Annotated in this window: 23 protein-coding genes; 13 read left to right on the top strand and 10 right to left on the bottom strand. The window is 67.2% G+C overall.

Annotation, left to right across the window (positions count from 1 at the left end; translation table 11 throughout):
- The first annotated feature begins 176 nt into the window (after window positions 1–176).
- The 6 genes from DQ353_RS14410 to pcaC all read left to right on the top strand — a co-directional run bounded on the left by DQ353_RS14410 (window position 177) and on the right by pcaC (window position 5,647).
- Window positions 177–1,367: a 4-hydroxybenzoate 3-monooxygenase gene (locus tag DQ353_RS14410; protein ID WP_113763437.1), complete on the top strand. Its 1,191-nt coding sequence runs from the start codon at window positions 177–179 to the stop codon at window positions 1,365–1,367.
- A 51-nt stretch (window positions 1,368–1,418) separates the two neighbouring features.
- On the top strand, window positions 1,419–2,252 hold the full coding sequence (gene pcaH / locus DQ353_RS14405) for a protocatechuate 3,4-dioxygenase subunit beta (protein ID WP_113763436.1): 834 nt from the start codon (window positions 1,419–1,421) through the stop codon (window positions 2,250–2,252).
- Window position 2,253: 1 nt separating this feature from the next.
- On the top strand, window positions 2,254–2,847 hold the full coding sequence (pcaG, locus tag DQ353_RS14400) for a protocatechuate 3,4-dioxygenase subunit alpha (RefSeq protein WP_113763435.1): 594 nt from the start codon (window positions 2,254–2,256) through the stop codon (window positions 2,845–2,847).
- Between the two features lie 186 nt (window positions 2,848–3,033).
- Entirely contained in the window at window positions 3,034–4,443 is a 1,410-nt protein-coding gene (locus DQ353_RS14395; protein ID WP_113763434.1) for a lyase family protein, read from the top strand.
- Complete coding sequence (locus DQ353_RS14390) at window positions 4,440–5,255, top strand: alpha/beta fold hydrolase (RefSeq protein ID WP_113763433.1); 816 nt, start codon at window positions 4,440–4,442, stop codon at window positions 5,253–5,255. The genes DQ353_RS14395 and DQ353_RS14390 overlap by 4 nt, the downstream gene beginning before the upstream one ends.
- Window positions 5,252–5,647, top strand: a complete 396-nt coding sequence (pcaC, locus tag DQ353_RS14385) for a 4-carboxymuconolactone decarboxylase (RefSeq protein ID WP_113763432.1) — start codon at window positions 5,252–5,254, stop codon at window positions 5,645–5,647. Before DQ353_RS14390 ends, pcaC begins: the two co-directional genes overlap by 4 nt.
- An 87-nt stretch (window positions 5,648–5,734) precedes the next feature.
- Here the strand turns inward: pcaC and DQ353_RS14380 are convergent, their stop codons facing one another.
- The 4 genes from DQ353_RS14380 to DQ353_RS14365 form a co-directional block, all read right to left on the bottom strand.
- Window positions 5,735–7,021: a sodium/glutamate symporter gene (locus DQ353_RS14380; protein ID WP_113763431.1), complete on the bottom strand. Its 1,287-nt coding sequence runs from the start codon at window positions 7,019–7,021 to the stop codon at window positions 5,735–5,737.
- A gap of 7 nt (window positions 7,022–7,028) precedes the next feature.
- Window positions 7,029–7,967, bottom strand: a complete 939-nt coding sequence (gene hutG, locus DQ353_RS14375; protein ID WP_113763430.1) for a formimidoylglutamase — start codon at window positions 7,965–7,967, stop codon at window positions 7,029–7,031.
- Window positions 7,964–8,698: an IclR family transcriptional regulator gene (locus DQ353_RS14370; RefSeq protein ID WP_181578411.1), complete on the bottom strand. Its 735-nt coding sequence runs from the start codon at window positions 8,696–8,698 to the stop codon at window positions 7,964–7,966. The genes hutG and DQ353_RS14370 overlap by 4 nt, the downstream gene beginning before the upstream one ends.
- A gap of 818 nt (window positions 8,699–9,516) precedes the next feature.
- Entirely contained in the window at window positions 9,517–10,644 is a 1,128-nt protein-coding gene (locus tag DQ353_RS14365) for a hypothetical protein (RefSeq protein WP_113763428.1), read from the bottom strand.
- A gap of 90 nt (window positions 10,645–10,734) precedes the next feature.
- Here DQ353_RS14365 and DQ353_RS14360 point away from each other — a divergent pair, with 90 nt between their 5' ends.
- Complete coding sequence (locus DQ353_RS14360; protein ID WP_113763427.1) at window positions 10,735–11,694, top strand: D-2-hydroxyacid dehydrogenase family protein; 960 nt, start codon at window positions 10,735–10,737, stop codon at window positions 11,692–11,694.
- Between the two features lie 5 nt (window positions 11,695–11,699).
- Here the strand turns inward: DQ353_RS14360 and DQ353_RS14355 are convergent, their stop codons facing one another.
- The gene (locus DQ353_RS14355) at window positions 11,700–12,632 is read right to left on the bottom strand and encodes a LysR family transcriptional regulator (RefSeq protein WP_286166833.1); all 933 of its coding nucleotides are present in this window, start codon (window positions 12,630–12,632) and stop codon (window positions 11,700–11,702) included.
- A gap of 155 nt (window positions 12,633–12,787) precedes the next feature.
- Here DQ353_RS14355 and DQ353_RS14350 point away from each other — a divergent pair, with 155 nt between their 5' ends.
- Together DQ353_RS14350 and DQ353_RS14345 are read left to right on the top strand one after the other, a co-directional pair.
- Window positions 12,788–14,161, top strand: a complete 1,374-nt coding sequence (locus DQ353_RS14350; RefSeq protein WP_113763425.1) for an MFS transporter — start codon at window positions 12,788–12,790, stop codon at window positions 14,159–14,161.
- Window positions 14,162–14,213: 52 nt separating this feature from the next.
- A complete protein-coding gene (locus DQ353_RS14345) occupies window positions 14,214–15,026 on the top strand; it encodes a 3-hydroxybutyrate dehydrogenase (RefSeq protein WP_286166832.1) in 813 nt (270 codons plus the stop codon).
- An 86-nt stretch (window positions 15,027–15,112) separates the two neighbouring features.
- Here the strand turns inward: DQ353_RS14345 and DQ353_RS14340 are convergent, their stop codons facing one another.
- Window positions 15,113–15,802 (bottom strand): NADPH-dependent F420 reductase, encoded by a 690-nt coding sequence (locus DQ353_RS14340; protein WP_286166831.1) that lies wholly within the window; start codon window positions 15,800–15,802, stop codon window positions 15,113–15,115.
- Between the two features lie 56 nt (window positions 15,803–15,858).
- Between DQ353_RS14340 and DQ353_RS14335 the strand changes: the two genes are divergently transcribed.
- Window positions 15,859–16,452: a GNAT family N-acetyltransferase gene (locus DQ353_RS14335; protein ID WP_113763423.1), complete on the top strand. Its 594-nt coding sequence runs from the start codon at window positions 15,859–15,861 to the stop codon at window positions 16,450–16,452.
- 25 nt (window positions 16,453–16,477) lie between these two features.
- Here DQ353_RS14335 and DQ353_RS14330 read toward each other — a convergent pair whose 3' ends face one another.
- Window positions 16,478–17,275 (bottom strand): dioxygenase family protein, encoded by a 798-nt coding sequence (locus tag DQ353_RS14330; protein WP_113763422.1) that lies wholly within the window; start codon window positions 17,273–17,275, stop codon window positions 16,478–16,480.
- 143 nt (window positions 17,276–17,418) lie between these two features.
- A complete protein-coding gene (locus DQ353_RS14325) occupies window positions 17,419–18,879 on the bottom strand; it encodes an aldehyde dehydrogenase family protein (RefSeq protein WP_113763421.1) in 1,461 nt (486 codons plus the stop codon).
- A 204-nt stretch (window positions 18,880–19,083) separates the two neighbouring features.
- Here DQ353_RS14325 and DQ353_RS14320 point away from each other — a divergent pair, with 204 nt between their 5' ends.
- Entirely contained in the window at window positions 19,084–20,001 is a 918-nt protein-coding gene (locus DQ353_RS14320; protein WP_113763420.1) for a LysR family transcriptional regulator, read from the top strand.
- A 123-nt stretch (window positions 20,002–20,124) separates the two neighbouring features.
- Here the strand turns inward: DQ353_RS14320 and DQ353_RS14315 are convergent, their stop codons facing one another.
- Together DQ353_RS14315 and DQ353_RS14310 are read right to left on the bottom strand one after the other, a co-directional pair.
- Complete coding sequence (locus DQ353_RS14315; protein ID WP_113763419.1) at window positions 20,125–21,348, bottom strand: MFS transporter; 1,224 nt, start codon at window positions 21,346–21,348, stop codon at window positions 20,125–20,127.
- Between the two features lie 220 nt (window positions 21,349–21,568).
- A complete protein-coding gene (locus DQ353_RS14310; protein ID WP_113763418.1) occupies window positions 21,569–23,854 on the bottom strand; it encodes a helix-turn-helix transcriptional regulator in 2,286 nt (761 codons plus the stop codon).
- Between the two features lie 453 nt (window positions 23,855–24,307).
- On the opposite strand from DQ353_RS14310, the gene DQ353_RS14305 reads away from it, so the two are divergent.
- A complete protein-coding gene (locus DQ353_RS14305) occupies window positions 24,308–25,816 on the top strand; it encodes a SulP family inorganic anion transporter (RefSeq protein WP_113763417.1) in 1,509 nt (502 codons plus the stop codon).
- Window positions 25,817–25,898: 82 nt separating this feature from the next.
- Entirely contained in the window at window positions 25,899–26,522 is a 624-nt protein-coding gene (locus tag DQ353_RS21730; protein WP_181578410.1) for a helix-turn-helix domain-containing protein, read from the top strand.
- Window positions 26,523–26,527 lie beyond the last annotated feature (5 nt).

Genomic DNA, 26,527 nt, shown 5'->3' with positions numbered 1-26,527 from the left:
CATTCGACCAACATATTCTCATTCAATGAGATGAGGCATGTGTTTTGTGTGCCGACGCCCACAGACTGTTTGCAGACGGATCACATTCATTCGGCTTCCCCCAGGTTGCCCGCGCGACGACGCACGGCCGCCGGCAGGGAAAACGCCACCGACGCACCAAAGGACTCGATCGCCCCATGGCCACAGAGCGCACCATCCTCAAGACCCAGGTCGGCATCGTCGGCGGTGGCCCCGCCGGCCTGATGCTCGCGCACCTTCTGGCCAAGACCGGCATCGAGAACATCGTCGTGGAATCCCGTGACCACGAGACCATCCGCAACACCCACCGCGCCGGCATCCTGGAGTCGGGCTCGGTCAAGATGCTCACCGACACCGGGGTCGACGGGCGGGTGCTCACCCACGGGGACGAGCATGCGGGGATCGACCTGCGCTTCAACGGCGAATCCCACCCGCTGGACTTCACCGACCTGGTCGATGCCACCGTCACGCTCTACGCCCAGAACGAGGTCTTCGTCGACCTTGCCTCGGCCCGGGCGCGCGACAGCGGGGATGTGCGCTACTCCTGCGAGGTCACCGCGGTCTTCGACCTGGAAACCGAGACCCCGAAGTTCCACTTCACCGATGAATCCGGCAACGGCTTCGAGGTGCACTGCGACATCCTGGTCGGCGCCGACGGCTCGCGCAGCTTCTGCCGCCGCGCGGTCCCCGGCACCCAGGACTTCAAGATCGAGTACCCCTTCGCCTGGTTCGGCATCCTCACCGAGGCCCCCAAGTCCGCCCCGGAACTCATCTACGCCAATTCCCCGCACGGCTTCGCGCTGATCTCCCAGCGAAGCGAAACCGTCCAGCGCATGTACTTCCAGTGCGACCCGAACGAGAACACCGACGACTGGTCCGAGGACCGGATCTGGTCCGAGCTGCAGCGCCGCGTCGACGGGCCCGACGGATTCACGCTGAAGACCGGGAACATCTTCGACAAGACGGTGCTGAAGTTCCGCTCGTTCGTCCGCGAACCGCTCTCCCACGGCAGGATGTTCCTGATCGGGGATGCCGGGCACACCGTCCCGCCCACCGGCGCCAAGGGCCTGAACCTTGCCTTCGCCGACGTCAAGGTGCTCTTCGAGGCGCTGGATTCCTTCTACGCCACCCGGAACGACGCGCTGCTGCACGGCTACTCCGACCTGGCGCTGAAGCGCGTGTGGAAGGCGCAGAACTTCTCCTACTGGATGACCTCGATGTTGCACACCCCGGTGGACGCCGACCCGTTCATGGCCAAGCGCGCCCTGGGCGAGCTCGACACCGTGACCTCCTCGCGCTACGGGCAGCAGTACCTGGCCGAGTCCTACACCGGCTGGCCCCACTCCTAGCCTTCTTCCCTCCATCCATTTCCCGCATTCCCCCACCGAAAGGAGCACGCAGTGAGCACCGAAGCCACCTCGACCGAGTCCTTCGCCGATTCGCACGTGCTGGATCCCGCAGCCACGACGCTCTCGCAGGACGCCATCTCCGCCGAGATCACCGACATCCACGCCGCCTACCGCCGGTCCGTCCTTGACGGGGCCAAGGCCGAGACGCAGCCGCGCATCGATTTTGCGCCCTACCGCTCCTCGTTGCTGCGCCACCCCACCAAGAACCTGCACCACGCGGATCCGGAGACCATCGAGCTGTACTCCCCCGCCTTCGGCGAGCGCGACGTGCACGTCCTGGAATCTGATCTGACCATCCAGCACAACGGCGAGCCGATCGGCGAGCGCATCGTGGTGCAGGGGCGCGTGCTCGACGGCGACGGCCGCCCGGTCGCCGGGCAGCTCGTGGAAATCTGGCAGGCCAACGCCGCCGGACGCTACATCCACAAGCGCGACCAGCACCCGGCCCCGATCGACCCGAACTTCACCGGCGTGGGCCGTGCGATCACCGGACCGAACGGCGAGTACTCCTTCACCACCATCAAGCCGGCGCCCTACCCGTGGAAGAACCACCACAACGCCTGGCGCCCGGCGCACATCCACTTCTCGCTCTTCGGCACCGACTTCACCCAGCGGATGATCACCCAGATGTACTTCCCGGGCGACCCGCTGTTCAGCCTCGACCCCATCTACCAGGCGATCACCGACGCTGATGCGCGGGCCCGCTTGGTGGCCACCTACGACCACTCGATCACCTCCCACGAATGGGCCACCGGCTACAACTGGGACATCGTGCTCACCGGCAGCAACCGGACCTGGCTGGAAGAGACAGAGGGAGACCACTAACATGACGCAGGCACCCAACACCCCGGCCCCCGCGCTGAAGCTGGCACCCACCCCGGGACAGACCATCGGCCCGTTCTACGGCTACGCGCTGCCCTTCGCGAAGGACAACGAGCTGGTCAACCAGGCCCGCCCCGGAGCGGTGCGCCTGCACGGGGTCGTCACCGACGGCGCCGGCACCCCCATTCCCGACGCGCTGCTGGAAATCTGGCAGGCCGACGAGCACGGCAACGTGGTCTCCAAGGACGGCTCGCTGGTCCGCGACGGCTACACCTTCACCGGCTGGGGCCGCACCGCGGTGGACAACGTCGGGCACTACACCTTCACCACGCTGAACCCCGGGGCCACCGAGGTTGGCAAGGCACCGTTCATCATGCTCACGGTCTTCGCCCGCGGCCTGCTCAACCGGCTGTTCACCCGCATCTACCTGCCCGAGGACACCGAGGCGCTGGCGGCCGACCCGCTGCTTTCCTCGCTGGACGAGGCCGGCCGCAGGACGCTGGTCGCCACCCGCGAGGCCGACGGCTCACTGCGCTTCGACCTTTCGCTGCAGGGCGAGGACGAGACGGTGTTCCTTTCCTACCCGCGCGAGTCGTAACACGCGCACCCCTGGTGGCCCCCGCCTGCTGCGGAACTCGCCGTTCCGTCCCCGAACCGGGATGATGGAAATGCGGGGTCCGGCGCAGCGGGGGCTTTGGGGGGGTCCACCCCCAGGGGTTCCCGGGCATTCCCGGAACCGCAGAAGCCACCTTGCCCCACCCCCTCCCAAGGAGATGCACCGACCATGTACCCGGCCGATTACGGATTGCTGAGCCCCGCCTGGGCGGGGACGCCGGTGGCTTCCGCCGCCTCGGATGCCGCCTTCGCCCAGGGCATGCTCGACGTTGAAGCCGCCTGGGCCAGGGTCCAGGCCGAGGCCGGACTCTGCAGCCAGGTGGACGCCGATGCTGTTGCCGCCATCTCCAGGGTCGAGCTCTACGACCTGGGCGCACTGGCCCAACGCGGGCCCGACGGCGCCAACGCGTTGATCCCGCTGCTGGGCATGATGCGCGAACAGCTCGCCGTCTCCGGCGCCCCGTCCACCGCGGCACTGGCCCTGCACCGCGGCGCCACCAGCCAGGACATTATCGACAGCGCCCTGATGCTCATTGCGTCCCGCTCCATCGCGGCCATGCGCACCGACCTGCTCGCCGCCGCAGACTCCCTGGCCGCGCTGGCCCACGAGCACGCCGCCACCCTGTGTGTGGCCCGCTCGCTGACCCAGCACGCGCTGCCCACCGTCTTCGGGCTGCGTGCCGCCAACTGGCTCGCCGCCCTCACCGCGGCCGGGCGCCAGCTCGACGCCGCAGCTGCCGCACTGCCCCTGCAATGGGGCGGAGCCGTGGGCACCCTGGCCTCGCTGCACCAGCGCCTGGGAGCGGCACTGCCCTACAAGTCCGACCACCAGCTTTCGGCCCGCGCCGCCGAGCTCGGCGCGAACCTCGCCGCCGAGCTCGGGCTGGCCTCCCCCGTGGCCCCGTGGCACACCGTGCGCCAGCCGGTGCTGGCCCTGGGCTCCGCGCTGGCCTCCGTCGCCGCGGCAACCGGTACCTTCGGAGCCGACGTGCTCACCGCCTCCCGCCCGGAAATCGGCGAGCTGTCCGAACCCCGCGAGGCCGGCAAGGGCGGCTCCTCGGCCATGCCGCAGAAACAGAACCCGGTGCACTCGGTGCTGCTGCGCAATGCTGCGCTGGCCGCCCCCGCGCATCTTGCAACCCTCTTCGCCGCCGCCGGCACGGCCGTGGACGAGCGGCCCGACGGAGCCTGGCACGCCGAATGGGCTTCCCTGCGCGAACTGCTGCGGCTGGCCGGCGGCGCCGCGCACCACGCCGCCGTCCTGGCCTCCGGCCTGGGAGTGCACCCCGAGGCGATGGCCCGGAACATGGCACTGTCCGGGGACCTTCTGGTCGCCGAGCGAATCTCCACCGTCGCCTCACCCCTGGTGGCCGGCGGGAAGGCGGCCGTGCAGGAACTGGTCCACGAATCCCTGCGCACCGGCACCCCGCTGCGCACCCTGTTGCAGGGGGTCCTGCCCTCCGACATGGACAACCAGTTGTTCCTCGACGACCTGCTGGACCCGGCCGGCTACCTGGGTTCGGCCGCCGACTTCATCACCCGTATCCGCGAAGACTTCACGAATTGGAAGGACTCATGAGCATTCCCGCACTGACCCCGACCCTGCTGCATCCGGCAGCCGACCTCCCCACCCTGGTGCTGGGCCCCTCGCTGGGCACCGGCTCGCTGGCCCTCTGGGGTCCGGCAGTCCCGTACCTCAAGGACCACTTCCAGCTGGTGGCCTGGGATTTGCCCGGCCACGGCGAATCCGCGCCCTCCACCGCGGACTTCTCGATGGCAGAGCTGGCCGCCGGGGTCATCTCGATGATCAAGGCGCTGGAAACCGACGGAGTCATCAACCCGGCAGCCCCGCTGTTCTACGCGGGAGTCTCGGTCGGCGGGGCAACCGCCCTGCAGCTGGCCAACGACTTCCCCGGCGCCTTCGCGGGCCTGTCGGCCATCTGCTCCGCGGCGAAGATCGGCACCCCCGCAGGCTGGGAGGAGCGCGCCGAGCTCGTGGCCAAGGCCGGCACCCCGGTGGTGCTCACCGGATCGGCCGAGCGCTGGTTCGCCCCGGGCTTCATCGAGGCGAACCCGGTCATCTCCACCGATCTTCTGCACAACCTGCAGGACGCGGACCGCTTCGCCTACGCCCACGTCTGCCGCGCCCTGGCCGGCTACGACCTGAGCGAGGCCCTGGCCTCCATGCCGGATCCGATCCTGGCCATCGCCGGCGCCCACGACGCGGTCTGCCCGCCGTCCGACGCGCAGTTCATTGCCGATAACGCACCCCATGCCCGGGCCGCCACCATCGACACCGTCGCGCACCTGGCCCCGGCCGAGGACCCGGAGGCCACGGCCGCGCTGCTGGTGGAGTTCTTCGCTTCCGTCACCGCGGAGAAGACCGCATGACCGCCTCCGAACGCCTGCCCGGCGACAGCTACGACGCCGGTCTGGAGGTCCGCAAGCAGGTCCTGGGCACCGAGCACGTCGCCCGGGCCACCGCGAACTCGACCAACTTCACCGACGAGTTCCAGGAAATGATCACCCGCTATGCCTGGGGCACCATCTGGACCCGCGACGGACTGCCGCGCACCACGCGCAGCGCCATCACGCTGACCGCGCTGATCGCCGGCGGCTACTGGGAAGAACTGGAAATGCACGTGCACGCGGCACTGCGCAACGGAATGACCCCGGACGAAATCAAGGAAGTCTTCCTGCAATCCGCCATTTATTGCTCGGTTCCGGCGGCCAACACCGCCTTCAAGATCGGCAAGGCAGTGCTGGCCGAATACGAGGACTAAACCACGTAGCGCTCCCTCGTTAACCAACCGCGGCCCCGCACATTCGATGTGCGGGGCCGCGGTTTTGCCGTCAATCAACGCATCGCGTTAGCCGACCACGTTCATGCACCAGACGATCCAGGGCAGCGCCACCAGGTCGATGAGCACGGCACCGGCAAGCGGCACGATCAGGAACGCGCGCTCGGAGCGCACCCCGAACTTGGAGTTGAATGCATCCATGTTGGCCAGCGCGTTGGGGGTGGCCCCCATGCCGTGCCCGATGAAGCCGGCAACCATCGTCGCAGCGTCGTAGTCCTTGCCGAGCATGCGGAATACCACCACCGCGGCAAACACCAGGATGAAAACCAGCTGCACCAGCAGGATGATCGCCAGCGGACCGGCAAGGGTTGCCAGTTCCCACATCTTCAGGCTCATCATGGCCAGGGTCAGGAAGAAGCCGAGCGTGAACTTGGCGATCAGTTCAACTGCTTCGTCATCGATCGTGAACCAGCCAAACGCGTCGTTGACGTTGCGGAAGACCACGGCAACGATCATCGCACCCACGTAGGCAGGAAGGGTCAGCCCGGTCAGCCCGGAGAGCCATCCGCCCAGCACAGTGCCCAGCACCATCAGGGTGGCAATGACAACCACGACGGCGAGCAGCTTGTTGTAGCTTGTCGTGCCGGCAGTCGATTCTTCCTCGGTCCGCGTGGCTGTGGCCACGGAACCCGTTTCCCCATCCTTGCCGCCGTTTCCAACGATCATGTTCTTGGCCACGGCACCGGCGGTCGCCACCTTGCCCAGCAGGCCGGCCTTCTGCGGAATCTCGACGTTGTGGCGGGCCACCAGGAAGTTGGCGGTCATGCCACCGAGCATGGACCCGGCCACCAGGCCGAAGGTTGCCGAGGCAATCGCAACGGTGGTGGCACCCTCAAAGCCCATGGCTTCGGCGGTGGGACCAAACGCAGCGGCGTTGCCGTGGCCGCCTTCCAGGCTGACCGCGCCGGCCATGATGCCCAGCATCGGCTCGACACCGACGACCTTGGCCATCACCACGCCAATGACATTCTGGAAGATCGCCAGCGACCAGCAGGCCGCCAAGTAGATCAGCAGCAGCTTGCCGCCCTTCTTGATGGTCGCGAGCGAACCGGCCAGGCCGATGGTGGTGAAGAAGGCCACCATGGCCGGGGTCTGCAGCGCGGTATCCAGCTGGATCTGTGCCACGTCCGTCTGGCGAAGCAGGAGCACCAGCAGGGCGAACACGAAACCGCCAACCACCGGGGCCGGAATGCAGAAGCGCTCCAGGAAGCCGATCCTGCGCCGCGCGAATTCGCCACCGGCCAGCAGGAGCATCGCCAGCGCAGCGGTCTGCACCAAGTCAAGTTGTATATCCATCTAGCTATTAGCCTTTGTTCATGATCAGGTCGTTGACCAAGCGGGCACCGGTACGGGCCGTGCGCTGGTCGATGTCTAAGTCGGGGTTCAATTCGGCGATGTCCGCGTGGATGAGCTTGCCGCTGGTGGCCGCGGCCACCACGATGGCGCGCACCACCTCAAGCCCGATGCCGTAGCCCGCCGGTGCGCTGACGCCCGGCGCCACGGACGCGGGCAGCGCGTCCAGGTCGATGGTCAGGTACAGGTGGTCCACCGATCCGGCGAAGTCGGCAACGAAGTTGCGCACCGCATCGATGTTCCCCAGATGGCAATCGGTGTCCAGGAGCACCTGCACGCCAAGTTCTGCTGCACGGTCGAAAAGCACCTTGGTGTTTGAGGCCTCGGAGATGCCCACCGCCGCGTAGCGGAAGGCGCGTCCCGCGGCGGCCTCGGACGCGGCGATCTGCGCGAAACCGGTGCCCGAGGATGCCTGGTCCGCGACGCGCAAATCGAAGTGCGCATCGATGTTCAGGCAGCCCAGGCTCCAGTGCCCGTCGACGCCCAGCGCCTTGGCGATGCCGGCATAGGAGGCGAAGGTGATTTCATGTCCTCCCCCCAGCCCCACGGTGAACTGTCCGTCCTGCAGCAGGCCCGCAAGCGCATGCGCAAATTCTTCCTGGCCTGCCTCAAGTTCTTGGCCATCGACGGCGATGTCTCCGGCATCAAAAAGCCTGGCCGGCTCTTGGAGCGAGATGCTTGAAAGTGCGGCACGCAGCGCAGCGGGCCCGGTCTTGGCGCCCGTGCGTCCCTTGTTCCGGCGCACACCCTCATCGCTGGCGAAGCCCAGAAGCGCACTTCCCGCTCCTTCGCCGGCATGCCACGGCTTGATGGTGTTGTGCCAGCGCGCATTCCGGGCCCCGGGGCCGTCGTCTCGGCCGGCCCAGGAACCGGCATTTTTCCAGGTCATTGCATTCCTTCGCTCAAGGCGTCCGCGGTGCCGCGGACAAGTTCAATCAGTTCTTCTTCCCGGTGGCTGCTTCGCTCGCTGGGGGCCATCAGCGTGAGCGCGCCCGCCAGCTGGTCCTGTCCATCGAGCACCGGCACGCTGACTCCCCAGATCCCCGGGTCCAGTTCCCCCGTGCTTACCGCGTACCCGTCCGCTTGTGCTTGCGCACAGGAGGCTTCGATGTGCTTACGCTGCGCCGAGGGAACCTTGTAGTGCTCAAGGATGGAGCCACGCGAGGCGGCCGGCATCCGTGAGAGCAGGGCGGTTGCGGTGGCTCCGCGCAGCAGTGGCACCGCGGCGCCCACCGAGTAGGAGGCCCGCAGCGTGTGGCTTGATTCAACTTCGTCAACGCACACGGCTTCGGTGCCGCGGACCACCATGAAGGCCGCGAGTTCGCCGGACGTTTCGGCGAGCCGACGCAGGTAGGGGGTCACCAACCCAGTGGCCGGCTCGGCGTCGTGATAACGCTCGGCCAGCTGTACGGCAATGGGACCGGCACAGTATTTCCGGTGCGAGGTCTTGCGCGCAAACCCGGAGGCCACCAAGGGAGCCAGCAGCCGATACATGGTGCTTGGCGGGATCATCGTGGCTTCGGCCAATTGCTTCACGCTTGCTTGCGGGGTCTTGGCCAAGGCGTCCAAGACTTGCAGCACCCTGGAAGCCTGCGCTTCCGCACCCTTGCTATCGCCCACTACTCCCCCTTCCTGGTTTTGCATTGCGCCGATTCGTTCGGTTCGGCCACCGGTGCTAATTCGAAAGAAAATTCTCGTACAGTGAGAATTCTAGGGACTAGCCTTGAGCCCCTCCGCGAAGCCCCCCTGCGCCCCGGCAACGACCGCTCGCCGGCGGAAACGCCGAAACGTACGGGTCAAACGGGTGATGGGCGCGACAGGGTCGCGCGATCCAGCTCTCATTGCAGGCGTTCGAACGTGGCGAGTATCACTGGTTTTCGCCTGCTTTTGCTGGTTCCCGAAGGCGAATACGCGCAAAAACCCTGCCGTGATTAATTCAAACGTTCAATCATTCGATCCATTTGCCGCTTCGGGGCCGACTTCGACCTCGCAGCCGGACCCGCACGAGTCGGCTCGCTCGGATTGCCCGGGGCAGACACTGTGGAGAGATGAATAACGGCGAACCCATGAATGGAGGTTCCGGCAGCAGTCGACCCTCTGGCGATCTTGCGCTTGTCCCGGCTGGATGGATGCAGCAGCCGGGTTCTTCCCGCAAGAAACCCCGCCCACCCGGGCGGGGCCCGACCCGGGAAGGAAAACAATGGCACATTCGCCGCATCGCAGAAATCCGGGCGGCGCCCTGTGCAAACCGCACCAACGGCGCGGGCAGGGCAAGGCACGCAAGTCCCCGTGGCGCGTCAATCGCGCCATCGGGCGCAAACGGCGCCGGGACCACCGCACGCTGGATGACTGACGCTCCATGATCCACTCCGAACGGCCGGCAAGGCCTCGGTCAGCGGTCGCCTTTGCCGGCCGTTGGGCGGAGCGACCGGAATCAGTCAGGACCCTTGGGCAGCGCGCGTCCAGGTGGCGTTCCCGGAATTCGCGTCCGCGCATTCCCATGCCACTTCTTCGTCGCGAAGCGCCACCCCATCGGTGAGCCAACGGGTCCCATCGGGGTTCCATCCGGCCATCACGCTCGCGCGTTCCGCGTCCACCTCGATCACTTCGCCCGCCATGGCCAGGTACGCGGCGACGCCCAGGTGCACCCCGTCGTAGTCGGCGGCCAGTCGCGAGAAATCGGGCATGACCCAGCTCCCCACCCGCCCGGTGGTGCGGTACCAGTCGTGGCGCTTCTGTGCGGTGACCTCCAACGGGAAGCTGCGGCACAGCTGCGCCCAATCGGACGCATCGGTGATTTCGAAGATGCGCACCGACGCCGGAACCTCCACCCTTCGGGCGATGGCCCGATCCCACCCGAACCCGTCCTCGACGCACCACAGTCCCACCGGTGAACCGTCGAAGAACGTGCCTGTGGAGTGCAACAACTGCGCCGGCGGCATCGACCACCATTCACCGCCGTAGTTGGCCGCGGGGTCGACCGGACGTTCAACCGCCGCCCGGGCCTCCTCGATCTCCGCCGCTTTTCTCCAGGAAGCCAACACCGTTGCCGCGGGTTCCCCGCTCGGTGCCCACCGGCCCGGCGCATCGGCCTGTTCCCATTCAACGTGCCACTGGTCGCCGGTCGCGGCCGTACGCATCCACCAGGCGGCCAGCCCGGACGCGGCGAGGTGTTGGGCCACCCGCGCCAGCTGCGCCCGCACCGGTGCCGAGCCGGCGATCACGTCGGTCCCCTCGGGTGGCTGCCAGTAGCGGGCGGTATCGACGCTCCGGGCCAGCGCCTCGCACAGCAAACCCGCGGTGACGGGTGCCAGCGCGGTGGCGGCGAGCAGCTCGGCCACGTCTTCGGCGGTGACGATGATTTTCCGGCCCTCCTCGGCGCCGGGCCCGAACAACGACACCGCTTCGCCTCGTGCGACGTCCTCCCGGTAGGAGGCGTAGAAAATCCCCCCATGCAGCGGAAGCTCCGCTTGGCCCTTGAGCAGGATCGCCTCGGACTCCAGCGCGAACTCCAACAGCAGCCGCCGGCCCCGCCGACCTCCCAGCAACGCCCCAACCAATTCCATGACCGTTTTCTCCCCCGAAAGGTATGGCCAGCCGTCACATGGCTGTTTGGCTTCCACCGTACCCGGCACGCCCGGTCCTAGACTTGGGCCATGCGCATAGCCGTCCTCGATGACTACCAAGACGTTGCCCGTTCCCTGGCGGACTGGGAATCACTGCCCGGGCAGACCGTTTTCTTCACCGCGTTCCTGGGACACGAGGATGACGCCGTCACCGCTGCCCTGCGGGACTTCGAGGTGGTCGTGGCCATGCGCGAGCGCACGCCGTTCACCGCCGCACGCTTGGCCGAGCTGCCGAACCTCAAGCTGCTTGTCACCACCGGTATGCGCAACGCAGCCATAGACCTGGATGCGGCGCGGGAGCTGGACATCACGGTGTGCGGCACCGCAGGCAGCGCAACGGCCGCGGTGGAGCACACCTGGGCGCTGATACTGGCCGCCGCCCGCCGCCTGGATGTGGAACTGTTCTCCACCGACCGGCCGCTGGGCGCCGGCAGACCCTGGCAGCAGACCCTTGGCACCGGGCTGTCCGACAAGACCCTCGGGGTCTACGGCCTGGGCAAGCTGGGCAGCCAGGTCGCACGCATCGGGCAGGCCTTCGGGATGCACGTGATCGCCCACAGCCAGAACCTCACGGCGGAACGCGCCGCCGAGGTCGGGGCCGAACTGGTGTCCAAGGAGGAACTCTTCACCCGCAGCGACGTGCTCACCATCCACTTGAAGCTCTCCGGGCGCACCACCGGTGTGGTGGGAGAAGCGGAACTGGCCATGATGCAGCCCGGTTCCATCCTGGTCAACACCTCGCGCAGCGCCATCCTCGATACGGATGCGCTGGTTTCAGCGCTCGACACCGGGGCCCCGTCGCTGGCGGCCCTCGACGTGTTCGACATCGAACCGCTGCCCGCGGGCGACCTGCTGGCGCACACACCCGGGGTGATCGCCACCCCGCACCTGGGCTACGTGACCGAGGACCAGTTCAGGATCTTCTACGCCGGCGCCGTCGATGACATCGCGGCCTGGGCTGCCGGAACGCCCATCAACGCGTTGGCCTGATCCTCCTAGCAGTCCAGCGGCTCGGTGCCCAGCAAGGCATCTTCGACTTCGGCCGTCCGGCGACGCAGCGCATCGGCCACCGCGGCGACCGCGGGTTGGCGCAGCGAGTCGGGACGCAGCACCATCCAGTACGGCAGGCGTTCGGCAAAGTCCCCCGGCAGCAGCCGCACCAAGTCCGCGTGGCGGTCGGCCATGAAGCAGGGCAGGAAGCCGATTCCGGCACCGGCACGCGTGGCCTCGACCTGGACGAAGACATTGGTGGAGCTGAGCGCATCCATCATCCCGGGCACCAGCCGCCGCGGGGCATCCAGGTCGTCAACCTGCAGCATCGAGTCGACGAAATACACCAGCCCGTGCGCGCTCAGTTCCTTGACGCCGGCAGGCGTGCCGAAGTCCTCCAGGTAGCGGCGCGAGGCATACATGCCCAGCGTGTAACGGCCCAGCCGGATCGCTTCCGCCCGGTGCACCTGCGGCTCGCCAACCACCACCTCAAGGTCCAGCCCGGAACGGTGCTGCAGCGCCCGTCGGGTGACGTTCACGATCTCCACGCTGAGGTTCGGGTGTTTGCGCCGCAGCCGTGCAACCGCCGGCGCGATGATGAACGCACTGAAGCCATCCGTGGCGGAGATGCGCACGACCCCGGCAATCTGGCCCGCTTCCGCTTCGCCTTCGTTGATGGTGGCCACCGCGGTTTCCACGTCCTCGGCTGCCCGCACGGCACGGCGGCCCAGGTCGGTCAGCTCCCAGCCGCCCACGGTGCGGGCCAGCGTCCGGCCGCCGAGGTCCTTCTCCAACGCGGCAATCCGCCGCGAGATGGTGGTGTGGTTCAGGCCCAGGGTCTCGGCGGCCGTCGTGAACCGCCCGGTGCGCGCCACCGCGAGCAGGACCAGCAGGTCATCGGGATTCGGGGCCGCGGCGCCCGGAGGCTTCAGGTTCATATCTGCAATTGTGCACCCGATCACTGCGCAACTGGTCATTGATGCACATCATCGGCAGTGTCCATACTGGGGTGAAGCTTCCCTGTGCGGCAGCACACAGTCCCCCTCAAGGCCGGCGTCAACGCCGACACCTGCAAAACATACGGAGTGCAAAGATGAGCACCAGCAAGCTGACGGACGTCCAGGAGACGAAGACGTCCGGACTGAAGAAAGTCGTGGCCGCCTCGATGGTGGGCACGGTGGTGGAATGGTATGAATTCTTCCTCTACGCCACCGCCGCCTCGCTGGTCTTCGGCAAGTTCTTCTTCCCCAACGCGGACACGGAGCTGGACGGCATCATCGCCGCGTTCCTGACCTACGCCGTCGGCTTCATCGCCCGACCGCTGGGCGGCATCGTCTTCGGCCAGATCGGCGACAGGCTCGGGCGCAAGCACACCCTGCAGGTCACCATCGTCATGGTCGGCGTCGCCACGTTCCTCATGGGCTGCCTGCCCGGCTTCAACTCCATCGGCTACTGGGCCCCGGCGCTGCTGGTGGTCCTGCGCTTCGTCCAGGGCTTCGCCGTGGGCGGGGAGTGGGGCGGGGCCGTGCTGCTGGTGGCCGAGCACAGCCCGAACTCATCGCGTGGCTTCTGGTCCAGCTGGCCGCAGGCCGCGGTTCCGGTGGGCAACCTGCTGGCCACCCTGGTGCTGCTGGGCATGAGCTGGATCCTCCCGGCCGAGCAGTTCCTGTCCTGGGGCTGGCGCGTGGCCTTCTGGGTGTCCGCGTTCATCGTCATCATCGGCTACTACATCCGCACCCACGTTTCCGAGGCACCGATCTTCCTCGAGGCCCGCGCCCAGGCCGAGGCCGACCAGGCCGCCAGCTACGGCGCGCTCGAGGTCGTGCGGAAGTACCCCAAGGGCATTTTCGGTGCCATGGGCCTGCGCTTCGCCGAAAACATCCTCTACTACGTGATCGTGTCCTTCACGATTGTCTACCTGAAAACGGTGCACGCGTATGACACCAGCCAGCTGCTGCTGGCCCTGCTGGTCGCCCACGTCATCCACTTCATCGTGATCCCGCAGGTCGGGCGGCTCTCGGATGCCTTCGGCCGCAAGCCGGTCTATCTGGCCGGTGCGGTGCTCGGGGCCAGCTGGGCGTTCTTCGCCTTCCCGATGTTCGACACCCGGAACCCCATCATCATCATTGCCGCCGTCACCATCGGCCTGTGCTTCCACGCGCTGATGTACGCGGGCCAGCCGGCCATCATGGCCGAAATGTTCCCCACCCGCATGCGCTACTCCGGGGTCTCGCTGGGCTACCAGGTCACCTCGATCATCGCCGGCTCGATGGCTCCGATCATCGCGACCGCGCTGCTGCAGGACTTCGGCTCGTGGCTGCCGGTGGCCATCTACGTGGCGGTCGCCTGTGCCATCACCGCCGTCGCTGTCATCACGCTGAAGGAAACCCGCGGGGTCTCGCTGCACGACATCGACGACGCCGATGCCCGCAAGCACGGGCTGAACACGGCCAGGGTCGGCAACTGAGCCACGCAACGCCCGCACATTGCACCAACATGCTCCACACAAGGGAAAAATCATGACCAACCAGGAATCCGACCGGATGACCCGGCAAGCCCTCCAACCGGCTTCTCACCCCCTGGCCGGCCGGCGGGCGCTGGTCACCGGCGGTGCCAGCGGGATCGGACTGGCCGTGGTGCGGGCGCTGGCCGCCCGCGGCGCCCACGTCGTCGTCGCCGACAGGGACTCGGCCGGTGCCGAGGCGGCGGCGGCGGAAGTCGGCGGCTCCAGCTGGGTGGTCGACCTGCTCGATCCGGATGCGGTCGCCGATGACAAGCTGGCCGAGGCGCTGAACGGGGTGGACATCCTGGTCAACAATGCCGGGATCCAGCACATCAGCCCGATCCAGGACTTCGATCCGGCCGCGTTCCGCCGGATCATGGCCCTGATGCTGGAGGTCCCGTTCCTGCTGGTCCGCGCGGCACTGCCGAAGATGTATGCGCGGGGGTTCGGGCGGATCATCAACGTCTCCTCGGTGCACGGGCTGCGCGCCTCCCCGTTCAAGTCCGCCTACGTGACCGCCAAGCACGGGCTCGAGGGGCTGTCCAAGGTCACCGCGCTCGAGGGCGGCGAGCACGGGGTGACCAGCAATTGCGTCAACCCCGGCTACGTCCGGACCCCGCTGGTGGAGAAACAGCTGGCCGACCAGGCCCGGGTCCATTCCATCCCCGAGGCCGAGGTGCTGGCCAGGATCATGCTGACCGAAAGCGCCATCAAGCGCCTGGTCGAGCCCCACGAGGTTGCCTCGTTGGTGGCCTGGCTGGCCAGCGACGAGGCGGCCATGGTGACCGGTGCAAGCCACGCAATGGATGGAGGCTGGTCGGCCCGTTAGCTTGCGGCCCTACCCACTGGGCGGCGCTTGCACCGGGCGAGCACTTCTTGTTCCGGCCAGGTGCCGGTCACGGGCCCGGCAACCTGCTAGATCACCCGCGGAGCCTTGGCCAGGTTCGCCTCCAGCTCCGCCACGTTCTGCCGCACCGCGTAGGCGGGGCGGTCACGCTCCACCCGCCAGCTTTCGGCCAGCGGGCCGATCTGCACGTTGCCGAAGCCGAACTCGTCGTAAAGCCGGGTGACCAGCGCCGCGGCGGCCTCGTGGTCGCTGGCCGTGGCCAGCGCCCGGCGGTTCTCGGTGCCGGCCGGGGAGCCTTCGGTGGTGATGTCCGCCGCGAGAATGTGGTTGAAGCCCTTGGCGACCTTCGAAGTTGCCAGGTGTTCCTGGACCAGGCCCGAGGTCGTGGCCTCGCCCCGATCCAGCGCGTTGATGCGGCCGTCCCGCTCCCAGTAATAGTTGATCGTGTCGATCACGACCTTGCCCGCCAGCGCTTCGGCGGGAAGCGCCTGGTAGTTCTTCAGCGGGATGGTGACCACGGCGAAGTCGGCCGCCGCCCCGGCCTCGGCTGCGGTGGCGGCACGCGCATGCGGCCCCAATTCGGCCACCGGTTCCGCGAGGGTTTCGGGCCCGCGCGAATTGCCGATGACCACGTCGTACCCCAGCTGCACGGCCCTGCGTGCGATCTGCGATCCAATATGTCCTGCTCCGATGGTTCCGATCGTTGTCATGCTGTTGTCAACATGGCTGCGGGCCGGTGCATTCCATTCTTCCGGCACGTTAAGCGCCCGCCCGGCTCTGGTCGGGCTCTGGGTGCACGGGCAGAATTGACCCCATGAACAACACAGTGCAGGACACCCGGTGGGAAACCCATCCGGTCACCCCCGACCGCTTCGAGGACTTCGCCGACGTCATCAACCCGACCCGGAGGGAACCCCACTGCTGGTGCCTCTCGCATCGCCTGCGCGTCAAGGACATCGGGGAACTCGGCGAAGGCAACCGCGAAACGGCCATGCGCAAACTCTGCGAGCGGGACAACCCGCCCGGGGTGATCACCTACCGCGACGGCGAGCCCGTCGGGTGGTGCAGCATCGGCCCGCGCGCCGAAATCCCGCGCCTGGTGGCCTCCAAGCTCATCCGGCCCGTGGATGCGGTTCCGGTGTGGAGCATCATCTGCGTGGTGGTGCGCAGCGGCCACCGCAGGCAGGGCGTCACCGAGCACCTGCTCGACGGTGCCGTCGCCCATGCGGCCTCCCGCGGGGCACCGGCCATCGAGGCCCACCCCGTGGACCCGGACGGAAGGATGGACACCACGATGGCGTTCGTCGGCACCCGGGCGATGTTCGAGCGGGCCGGCTTCCGCGTCATCGGCACCACCGACGCGGTGGCCAGCAGGATGCCGCGGTTGGTCATGCGCCGCGACCTCTGACGCTGATTCCTGGCCAGGCCAACGTTTAGGTCAGCGACCAGGAACGCTTGGACAGCCCGAACCAGAAGCCGTCGATCGCGGTCTTGGCCTTGATGCCTCCCGAGGCATATGCCGCGCCCAAGGCGACGTAGAGCGGCGCCCAGTGCTCGGAGCGCGGATGTGCCTCGCGGGCGGCCGGTGCCTTGTGCAGGAAATCGAGGATGGAATCCACGTCCCCGCGGGCCATGGCTTCCTCCGCCCACTGGTCGAACTCGCTCGAGGCCGTCGGCGGGGAGGTGTCAGGACCTGCAGCCGGATTGAACCAGCGCAGGTTGTGCGTGGTGAAGCCCGAACCGATGATCATGGTGCCGCGCTCGCGCAGCGGGGCGAGCGACTGGCCCAAGGCAAAGAGGCCCTGCGGGTCCAGCGTGGGCATCGACATCTGCACCACCGGCACGTCGGCATCGGGGAACATTTCCTTCAGCGGTACATAGGCACCGTGGTCCAGACCGCGCGTCTCGTCGCGTTCCACGTGGTGGCCGTGGTTGCCGGTCAGCCGGGCGACCTCGTCGGCCAGCTCCGGTGCCATCGGTGCGTCGTAGCGCACATCGTAGTAGTGCTGCGGGAAGCCCCGGAAGTCATAGACGAGTTCCTGCTTGCGGTGGGTGGCGCTCAGCGTCACCGGTGCGTTCTCCCAGTGCGCGGAGACCATCAGGATGTCCTTGGGCTTTTCCATGGTTCCCGACCAGGCCGCAAGCTCGGCGGTCCAGGTGGCGTCGTCGGCGAGCGGCGGTGCGCCATGGGAGAGGAAGAGCACCGGAGGGAGGTCGGCTGCAGTAGTCATGGGACCATTCTAAACCAGATTAGTTGACGCTTCAAGCTTTTTCCGCTGGTAGTTGCCGTGCCTTACGCCCAGGCGGGCCTCGAGACGGGAAGGCCCCGGCGGTTCCTTTGAACCGCCGGGACCTTCACCCGTTGGGTGCGCCCCTAGAACGGGTAGGGTGCGATCTCCGGACGCATGGTCAGCCACTGCGTCTCGGTGAACGCCTCCATGTTGGCCGCCGCCCCGCCGATGCGTCCGCCGTTGCCGGAGTCCTTGACCCCGCCGAACGGCGAGTTGGGCTCGTCGGAGACGGTCTGCTCATTGATGTGGACCTTGCCGGATTGAACCCTGTCGGCGATCTTCATGGCCATGCCCACGTCCCCGAGGATGGACACCGAGAGCCCGTAGTCCGAGTCGTTGGCCATCTCAATCGCTTCGTCGATGGTGGAGAAGCTGCGCACCGGGGCGACCGGCCCAAAGATCTCCTCCTTCCACGCAGCGTGCTCCGGGTCCAGGTCCGCCAGCACGGTGGGCGGGTAAAACCAGCCCTCCCCGCGGCTTCCGCCGGCGGCCAGCCGCGCACCGCCGGCGACTGCCGCCTGCACCATGGAATCGATCCGCTCCAGCTGCCGCCCGTCGATGACCGGCCCGATCGCCACGGTTCCGGACTTCGGATCTCCCATCGGCAGGTTCTTCGCCTTTTCGGCCAAGGCCGCCACATAGTCCTCGTAGATGTCCCGGTGCACGATATGCCGGCCGGTGGCCATGCAGATTTGGCCCTGGTGCATGAAAGAGCCGAATGCCGCCGCGGAGGCGGCCTTGGCCAGGTCGGCACCGGGCAGCACGATCATGGCGCTGTTGCCTCCCAGCTCGAGGTGGGCGCGCTTGAGCAGCCGGGCGGCGCTCTCGCCGATCTTGCGTCCGGCGGCGGTGGAACCGGTGAACGCGATGACCCGGACCTCGGGGGCCTCGACCACTGCTGCGCCGACCTCCGCTCCGCCGGGAAGCAGGTGCAGCAGGCCCTCGGGCAGGCCCGCCTCCTCGAAAATCCGCATGATTGACACGCCGGCGCAGACCGAGGTGCGTGGGTCCGGCTTGAGCAGCACGGCGTTGCCCAGGGCCAGTGCCGGTGCGACGGCACGAATGCCCAGGATCAGCGGGAAGTTGAACGGTGCGATCACGGACACGACACCCACGGGGCGACGCCGGGCAAAGGACCAGCGGTCCTCGTTGGTGGTCAGCACGTCGCCGGCGGGCAGCGACGGGAGTGCGGAGGCCTCGTAGCATTCGTTGGCCGCGGTGTGCGTCTCCAGAGCCGCCTTGGCGGGAATGCCGCCGGACTCGCGCACCAGCCAGTCATTGATCTCCTCGGCGTGCTCTTCCCACAGCAGCCCCGCCTTGCGCAGCACCGCTGCCCGCTCCTCGGGCTTCTTCGCCGCCCAGGCGACCTGCGCCTTGGCCGCAGCGGTGGAGGCACGCAACACGTCCTCGGCCGAGGCCACCCCGAGTACACCCAGGACGTTTCCGGTGGCCGGCTCCACAACGTCCTGGGTGCCGGCACCGCCGGCAACCCAGCCGTTGATGTTGATCTTCGAGTTCCAGAGTGATTCTTCAAGCAGTGGCACTTTGTGGTTCCTTTTCTGGTGGACCGGCATGCGGTGTTTCCGCGTGGGGCGCGACCGCGGGACGTGGAATCCTGGCCTTTGGCGCCGACCTTCGGCTCTGCCCCCGCTCGTCATCTGCCCCATGTCCACGCTAGGCCAGAACCACGCATCAGTCCACCGAATGTACGCGCAATTGCCCATCGATCACTTCGATAGAGTTGGCGCATGAGCCTGGACCTGAATCTCTTGCGGACCTTCCTGGAAATCTACGCGGCAAAAAGCGTCACCCGTGCAGCCGAGGAGCTCTCGCTCACCCAACCGACGGTCTCGCATTCCCTGGCGCGGCTGCGCACGCAATTGGGCGACCCGCTCTTTGTCCGCGGGCCCCGCGGACTCGTTCCGACCAACCGCGCCCATGAGCTGTTCCAGGTCTTCCGCTCCTCGGTGGACGCCATCGACGGAGCCATCGATTCCAGCGCGGCCTTCGACCCGTCCACCACCGTGCGAACCTTCCGGATCTGCCTGTCCGACATCGGCGAGGTCATTTTCCTCCCCTCGATCATGCGGCACTTCGGCACCCTTGCGCCGCACGCCAGCCTGGAATCGGTCCCCATGAACGTGGAACGGATACCGCATTGGCTCGCCCACGGGCAGGTCGATGCCGCGCTGACGTCGCTGGTGCTTGGCGGAGGGGCCCGGCGCGAGGGCGTGATCAAGGACCGCTATGTCTGCCTGTTGCCGCGCAGCATGGCGCCGAAGCAGGCCAAGCTCTCCGACAAGCAGTTTGACGCACTGAACTTCGTGACCATCGATCCGACCGCGGGCCACGGGCAGATCGAGGAAAGGCTGGCCGATTCGGGGATCCGGTTGCGCACCGCCCTGCGTGTGCATCATTTTTCCGCGTTGCCCTCGGTGCTGCTGGAAGGCTCGCTGGCCGCCGTCGTTCCGCTGGAAATCGCCGAGAGATTCTGCCGGCATTGGCCGCTGGAACACCGCGAGCTTCCGGTGGACAGCCCCGCCTTTTCCGTGGACGTCTACACCGACCACAAGATCGCTGCCAGCGGGCCGGCGCTCTGGTTCCGCGAGTTGGTGCGCGAGTCGTTGCGCGACATGCCCTCGGCGCTCGGTCCCGCAACGGACTGAGCGGGCCGCGGTTCCGGCCGGGCCACGCCCCGGACACCCGGCGCAGCGGAAAGGGCGTGCACCGGGTTCCGCACCCACGGATTCCGGGCGCACGCCCCCTCACTCATTGCCCCGGGAGAACCGCTATACCGAGTGCTTCTCCAACACCGGCTCGGCAACATCCTGCCCGGCCGGCTTGGGGATGATGGCCACGGCGAGCATGCCGAGCAACGCCGCCCCGGCGAAGAGGTAGAAGCCCCAGGGGTAGGCGTGGCCGCTGGCCACCAGCAGGCCGGTCAGGCCGGGCCCGGCGATGGCCCCCAGGCGTCCCACACCCGCCACCATGCCCATCCCGGTGCCCACCACGTGTTTGGGGTAGATGTAGCCGACAAAACCGTAGACCAGCACCTGCGCACAGAAGACGAAGAAGCCGGTCACCAGGACCACGCCGTTGAGCAGCAACTGGCTTTCCATCCGGATGCTTAGCAACGCCAGCAGCACCGCGGCCGAGGTGAACCAGAACATCGTGGTGCCCTTGACGCCGCGCTTGTCCGCGATGCGGCCTCCGAGCAGCAACCCGGCGATCGCGCCGACGTTGAGGATCAGCAGCAGCACCAGGGAATCCGCAACGTTGTATCCGGCGCCGCGCATCAGCTGCGGCAGCCAGGTGTTCAGCCCGTAGACAAGCAACAGGCCCATGAAGGCCGCGACCCACAGGCCGATGGTCGAGCGGGCAAGCCCTCCGGTGAACAGCATCAGCATCCCGGTCTTGGGTGCCGGGGTGCCGACCTGGGTGATGCCCACGGCGTGGGTCTCGGGCAGCTTGGCCCACATGAACGGGAGCACCACCAGACCCAGGGCACCGCCGATGTAGAAGAGCAGGTGCCAGTCGGCGTGGGCGAGGATCGCGAAGAGCGAGGCGGCCACGGCGCCGACGTGGTAACCGGTCATGGTGATGGTCGCGGAGTGCGCGCGGGCGTTGGAGGCCGCGGCTTCCTGCATCATGGTGATGGCCACGGGCATGCATGCGCCCATGCCTAGGCCCGCGATCATGCGCACCGTGGCCAGAAGGGCAATGGTGGGCATCAACGGGAAGAGGATGGTGAAGATCGAGAAGATCAGCACGCAGGCCATCAGCGGGTTGCGGCGTCCGTATCGGTCCGAGATCGGGCCGATCAGCACGGCTCCGGCACCGACGCCAACCAACGAAATCGTGGCGATGAAGGTCGCGTCAAGCGCGGTGATCCCGGCGTACGCGGTATCGATCAGCTGGGGAATCGAAGCGGAGAGGGCGACGATGTCGAAGCCCTCGAAGACGACCGTCAGCCAGCACAGGGCAACGATCCATTTATTGCGAGTGGATTTCATGGAGTGTGTGGAACCTTAGGTCAAGATGTTCGGGAACCACGAGATCTATGGCACCCATCACCCCCCAGTGTGCCTAAGCTCGCATTATCTTGTCCAATAGATGCGGCGTGCACCACACATAGATAAAATCTATGTGCCCATGGAACTGGACACGGACGGAGCGGTCCGGAGGCGGTGCGGCGGAAGACCGGTAAACGCGTAAGCACCTGCATGGGATGACTCAGAGCCCCCAGTCCCGTGCATGCTCCAGCGCATGCTCCACGTCCGAGGCCTGCAGCTTCCGGTAGAGGCTGCGCATCTGGGTCTTGACGGTGTTTTCCGACCGGTAGTCCGCCACGGCAATCTGGCGCCGGGTCATCCCCTCGCGCAATTGCCGCAGCACCTCCTGCTCGCGCGCGGTGAGCACCGGGCGCCTGGGCAACGGTGCGGGAGCAAGATCCAGCGCGTAACCCAGTCGCTGGAATTCCTCGGGCCCAAGCTGCAGGGCCCGGCCCACCTCGGACCACCCGGGAATCAGGCCCAGGATCGAAATTTCGTAAAGCGCCCCCGCGTCCCGGTGCAGCCCCCGCACACGTTGCAAAGCCTGCGGGGTCGGGCCCTCCGGGTTCCGGGCGGCAAGATCCAGGTACAGCGCAAGGTTTCCCCGCCGGCGCAGTCCTCCGGTGAGCGGGACGTCCTGCAGGGCAGCCAGCGCCGCGTCGGGATTCCCGTTGAGCAGGTGTCCGAGTGCCAGCAACAGCGGATCCCGCTGTTCGGTCCCGATTCCGGTTCCGGAGCGCATGCCGCCACGATCCAGGATTTCGGCCAGCATGAGCGTATCGCTGAACAATCTCTTCGCCAGCGGCGAGGCCGAGGCATAGCGGCGTTCCTCGCGCAGCGAGGAGACCATCGCCCGCGCCGCATCCGAGGTCCCTGCATTGATTTTCCGCAGCGCCAGCAACTGGGCATGCGCTGCCCAGAATTCATCGTTGTCCGGCTTCGGAGGCAGGGAGCCCATCAATTCCTCGAAGCCCGCATAGTCGAGTCGGGCCAGCGCCAGGTAGGCGCGGGCCAGCGCGGCCGTTCGTTCGACCATTGCCCGGCCCCAGCCGACGTCCCCGATGGCGGCGTCGTGCTCGGCCAGCCAGCGCTCCGTGGCGGCACCGTCGCCTTCCAGGATATTGACCAGCGCCAGCTTGCCGGCCACGTCCGCCAGCAGGAACGCCTTGCCCGAGACCCGTGCCCAGTGGAAGCCGCGTTCGTAGGCCTGGCGTGCCCGGACGTCAAGGCCGGCCAGCTGCAGGGAGATGCCGGCCTGCAATTCGATCCAAGAGACCAGTGCCGAGTTGAGCTTCCGGGTGTCCAGGGCCCGGTGCAGCGCCTCGATCAGGCGCTTGGCAGCGTGGGCCGCTTCCGGGTAAAGCCCCTCCAGCCGCAGGTGGGCCGTCTCCAGCAGGCCCACGGTCAGGGCATGGGTGTTGGGTTTGGCGTAGAGCCGCTGGGTGTCGCGATGCAAGCGCTGGGCCGTTTGGTTGGTGGCGTAGTCGGGCTCGAAACCCGGCAGCTGAAGGGCCATCCCGTCACGGTCGGCCTGGCCCAGGAACCGCAGGCCCATGTGCATGTAGCCGGTCTGCGCGGCGATGAAGTGCGGGACCTTGGCGGCAACGGCGCCCAAGTGCTGCGGGTTTCCGAGGAAGATGTCCACCCAATGCTCCAGCAGCAGGTTCAGCAGTGCGCTCCAGCTGCGGCTTGCCACGGCCGATTCCACCGCCGCGCCCACCCCGCGGGTCGCGGCCATCGCGTTGACGGCGGCTTGTTCAAGGACGGTGGTCGGTTCGTGTCCGCGCAGCCCGACCCGCTCCACCAGCACCTGCCGCACCATCGCCGGCATCATCCAGCCGCCGCGGCCGTCCCCCTGCACCAGGCCCGCCTCGACGAGTTCCTCCAGGGTGTGCACCACCGGGGAAAATTCCCCGTAGAAGGCCTCGACGGTGCGCCTGTCGAATGCGGGCAGGAATCCGGCCTCGGATAACGCCCCCTCGGGGTCGCGGTGGGCCAGCCAGGGCGCCAGGCCGCTGCGAATGATCTGCAGTGCGCGGGCCTCTGCCTTCGGGTGGGCCGCAAGGGCCTGGGCCGCCGCAAGCCACCCGCCGGAGAGCTCGTGGATGCCCTGGGCCTCGCCGGCGGCGGCACGGGCTCCCGGTCCAACCAGCCGAGCAGTCTCCCGGGCATCGAGCAGCAGGTCGCGGTGCCTTGCCACCAGGCACTGGGTTCGGGAAGACAGGTCCCAGAGGGAGGCGTCCGGTGCCAGGATGACGGCCAGGTGCAGCGTGGCATCCGCACGAAGCCGATGAATCAGCAGGTCCGTTTCGGTGGCTTCGTCGAGGCCCCCGCCGGACCAATCCAGCACTTCTCCCACCCGGTTGCCGAGCCACGAGCGCGCAAAGAATGTGCGGCCGGTGCCGACCGCGGAGCGGATGAACAGCAACCTGCAGGTTCCGTCGTCCCAGGCCAAGAACCTGGCCATGGTTGGATGAACGTCCCTCCGGATGGGTGCGATCCCCATGCCACCCTCCCCTTGCACTCGTCACATTCCCTGGTGCGCCCACGCGGCAGCTGCACTCGATGTTCCAGCATGCCGCCCATGCCACAGGGCGACGGGCAATTTGATACCTCATCCTAAGCGAAGGTTCCCCGTTTTGACCCTCTACGGCAGCATGGCCAAGGCCCCCTCCGCGGGGGCCGCACCCCCGCCATCCACCGCGGCACCGTGCTTCCCAGCAGGTGCCGGGCCCAACCGGTGCGCGCACGACACTGTCCGGTCGGACACATGGACCTACCTTGGCGCCCCCGGCCACCTAGAATTGGGCAGAATCCCCTTCCGCCTCGCACCAGGTGCCACACCCCACGCCTCCTGCAACCGGCCGTACCCGCCGGGCCGGTGCCACCTTGCCGCAACCTTTCTGAACGGAAATTCGCTATGCCTTCCCTGCCCGCCACCGCAAAAGCCGCGCCGACACCGCTCGAACGACAGTCGGTGCTGCGCACGCTGCGCTCCCCGCGGTTGCTGGGCGTCGAGATCCTCGGAGGGCTGGTGGTGGCGCTCGCGCTGATTCCCGAGGCGATCGCGTTCTCCATCATCGCCGGGGTCGACCCACGAGTGGGATTGTTCTCCGCCTTCACCATGGCGGTGACCATCGCGGTCGTCGGCGGACGGCCGGCGATGATCTCGGCTGCCACCGGTGCCGTGGCACTGGTGATTGCGCCGCTGGTAGCAAGCCATGGCGTGAATTACCTGGTCGCCGCGATCCTGCTGGCGGGCGTCTTCCAGGTGCTGCTGGCGGTGCTCGGCGTGGCCAAGCTGATGCGGTTCATCCCCCGCCAGGTCATGGTCGGATTCGTGAACGCGCTGGCGATCCTGGTGTTCGTGGCGCAGTTGCCCGAGCTCATGAACGTGCCCTGGCTGGTCTATCCGCTGCTGGGACTGGCCCTGCTGATCGTCTTCGGGTTGCCGCGGATCACCACAAAGGTCCCGGCCCCGCTGGTGGCGATCGTGGTGCTCACACTCATCACGGTCTTCGCTTCCCTCACGGTCCCGACGGTGGGAGACAAGGGCGAGCTGCCCTCCAGCCTGCCGGGGTTGTTCTTCCCGCAGATCCCGTGGACCTTCGAAACCGTCCAGGTCATCGCCCCCTATGCCCTCGCGGTGGCCTTCGTGGGGCTGCTCGAATCCCTGCTGACGGCCAAGCTGGTCGACGACGTGACCGACACCCGCTCGAACAAGACCCGCGAGGCCTGGGGCCAGGGCGTGGCGAACCTGGTGACAGGTTTCTTCGGCGGCATGGGCGGGTGCGCGATGATCGGCCAGACCATGATCAACGTGAAGGCCTCCGGTGCCAGGACGCGGATCTCCACGTTCCTGGCCGGCGCCTTCCTGTTGGTGCTGGTGGTGGCCTTCGGCGACGTGGTGGCGCTGATCCCCATGGTCGCGCTGGTGGCCGTGATGGTCTTTGTGTCGTGGGCGACCTTCGACTGGCACAGCATCCGTCCCTCCACGCTGCGCCGGATGCCCAAGAGCGAAAACGCGGTCATGCTCATCACGGTGCTGGCCACGGTCTTCTCCCACAACCTTGCTATCGGGGTGGGCGCGGGGGTGCTGTCGGCGATGGTGCTCTTCGCCCGGCGCGTCGCGCACTTCGTCACTGTCACCCGCACCGTGGATGCCACGGGTGAAACCGCCACCTACACCGTCAACGGCGAGCTGTTCTTTGCCTCGTCCAACGATTTGTACACTCAGTTCGAGTACGCACTGGACCCGGGCCACGTCGTCATCGACATGCATGCCTCCCACCTTTGGGACATCTCGACGCTTGCCGCGCTCGAGGCGATCACCGCCAAGTACGCTGCCGCCGGCAAGACGGCCGAGATCACCGGGCTGAACGAAGCCAGCGCGGCCATGCACCAACGGATGGCCGGTCATTTGGGCTGATTGCCCCGATTCCTATCCGGGTACACAAGCCCAACGGTATGCATGTGTCACGAATGTTGGCGAAGCGAGCGAGACGCTCGGTGTGACCGAACGACCCGTGCGCGCCCTGATCCAACAAGGCAAACTCAAGGCGCAGAAGGTCGGGCGCACTTGGCAGATCGATGATCTTCAGCTCCGCCGGGCCGAGCGCCGGCCGCTATCCGAACATTCGCGGCTGGTCCTGTCGAGGGCACTGCACAACCGCAGCCTCACCGGGTTGTCGGGCCAGGACCGCAAGCGCACGGCCAAGCGCATTGCCGAACAGCAGGCCTCCGACAACCCTGCGGCGTTGCTCATCGACTGGTGGGGTGGCAAGCATTCCTGCCCATTGAACTTCGGCACCAATCTCGTCGAACACGCCCTCGCTGGACACTCTGCCCACGTCTTCGAGTCCCTGCACGGGACGCGACATGAGTACCTTCGCAAGCCGGAGGATCTGGCGGATGTGGCATCCTCCGAACGCCTTATCCAACGATTCACCCAGGCCGAACTGGCGGACAAGGCCCAAGTATCCTTGGCGGATCTGAAAATGATCGAACGCGCGATACGTCTGCCGTCGCCCACGCCAAGTCGCAGAATTCTCCGCATCTTGAGTATCGAACCGACGGCCTTGCCGACTTTGGCGGTCGTCGGCCGCAATGTCGAGAAGGCATCGCGGGCCAACTGACCTTC

Source organism: Arthrobacter sp. AQ5-05 (assembly GCF_003287975.1).
GTDB lineage: Bacteria > Actinomycetota > Actinomycetes > Actinomycetales > Micrococcaceae > Paeniglutamicibacter.
Note: the sequence above shows the minus strand (reverse complement) of the source record. Positions and strands in the feature narration are given on the sequence as shown.

Coding starts and splice junctions, on each gene's coding strand:
- DQ353_RS14410 (WP_113763437.1), top strand. CDS start 177: ATGGCCACAGAGCGCACCATCCTCAAGACCCAGGTCGGCATCGTCGGC.
- pcaG (WP_113763435.1), top strand. CDS start 2,254: ATGACGCAGGCACCCAACACCCCGGCCCCCGCGCTGAAGCTGGCACCC.
- DQ353_RS14395 (WP_113763434.1), top strand. CDS start 3,034: ATGTACCCGGCCGATTACGGATTGCTGAGCCCCGCCTGGGCGGGGACG.
- DQ353_RS14390 (WP_113763433.1), top strand. CDS start 4,440: ATGAGCATTCCCGCACTGACCCCGACCCTGCTGCATCCGGCAGCCGAC.
- pcaC (WP_113763432.1), top strand. CDS start 5,252: ATGACCGCCTCCGAACGCCTGCCCGGCGACAGCTACGACGCCGGTCTG.
- DQ353_RS14380 (WP_113763431.1), bottom strand. CDS start 7,021: ATGGATATACAACTTGACTTGGTGCAGACCGCTGCGCTGGCGATGCTC.
- hutG (WP_113763430.1), bottom strand. CDS start 7,967: ATGACCTGGAAAAATGCCGGTTCCTGGGCCGGCCGAGACGACGGCCCC.
- DQ353_RS14365 (WP_113763428.1), bottom strand. CDS start 10,644: ATGGAATTGGTTGGGGCGTTGCTGGGAGGTCGGCGGGGCCGGCGGCTG.
- DQ353_RS14360 (WP_113763427.1), top strand. CDS start 10,735: ATGCGCATAGCCGTCCTCGATGACTACCAAGACGTTGCCCGTTCCCTG.
- DQ353_RS14355 (WP_286166833.1), bottom strand. CDS start 12,632: ATGAACCTGAAGCCTCCGGGCGCCGCGGCCCCGAATCCCGATGACCTG.
- DQ353_RS14350 (WP_113763425.1), top strand. CDS start 12,788: ATGAGCACCAGCAAGCTGACGGACGTCCAGGAGACGAAGACGTCCGGA.
- DQ353_RS14345 (WP_286166832.1), top strand. CDS start 14,214: ATGACCAACCAGGAATCCGACCGGATGACCCGGCAAGCCCTCCAACCG.
- DQ353_RS14335 (WP_113763423.1), top strand. CDS start 15,859: ATGAACAACACAGTGCAGGACACCCGGTGGGAAACCCATCCGGTCACC.
- DQ353_RS14330 (WP_113763422.1), bottom strand. CDS start 17,275: ATGACTACTGCAGCCGACCTCCCTCCGGTGCTCTTCCTCTCCCATGGC.
- DQ353_RS14320 (WP_113763420.1), top strand. CDS start 19,084: ATGAGCCTGGACCTGAATCTCTTGCGGACCTTCCTGGAAATCTACGCG.
- DQ353_RS14315 (WP_113763419.1), bottom strand. CDS start 21,348: ATGAAATCCACTCGCAATAAATGGATCGTTGCCCTGTGCTGGCTGACG.
- DQ353_RS14310 (WP_113763418.1), bottom strand. CDS start 23,854: ATGGCCAGGTTCTTGGCCTGGGACGACGGAACCTGCAGGTTGCTGTTC.
- DQ353_RS14305 (WP_113763417.1), top strand. CDS start 24,308: ATGCCTTCCCTGCCCGCCACCGCAAAAGCCGCGCCGACACCGCTCGAA.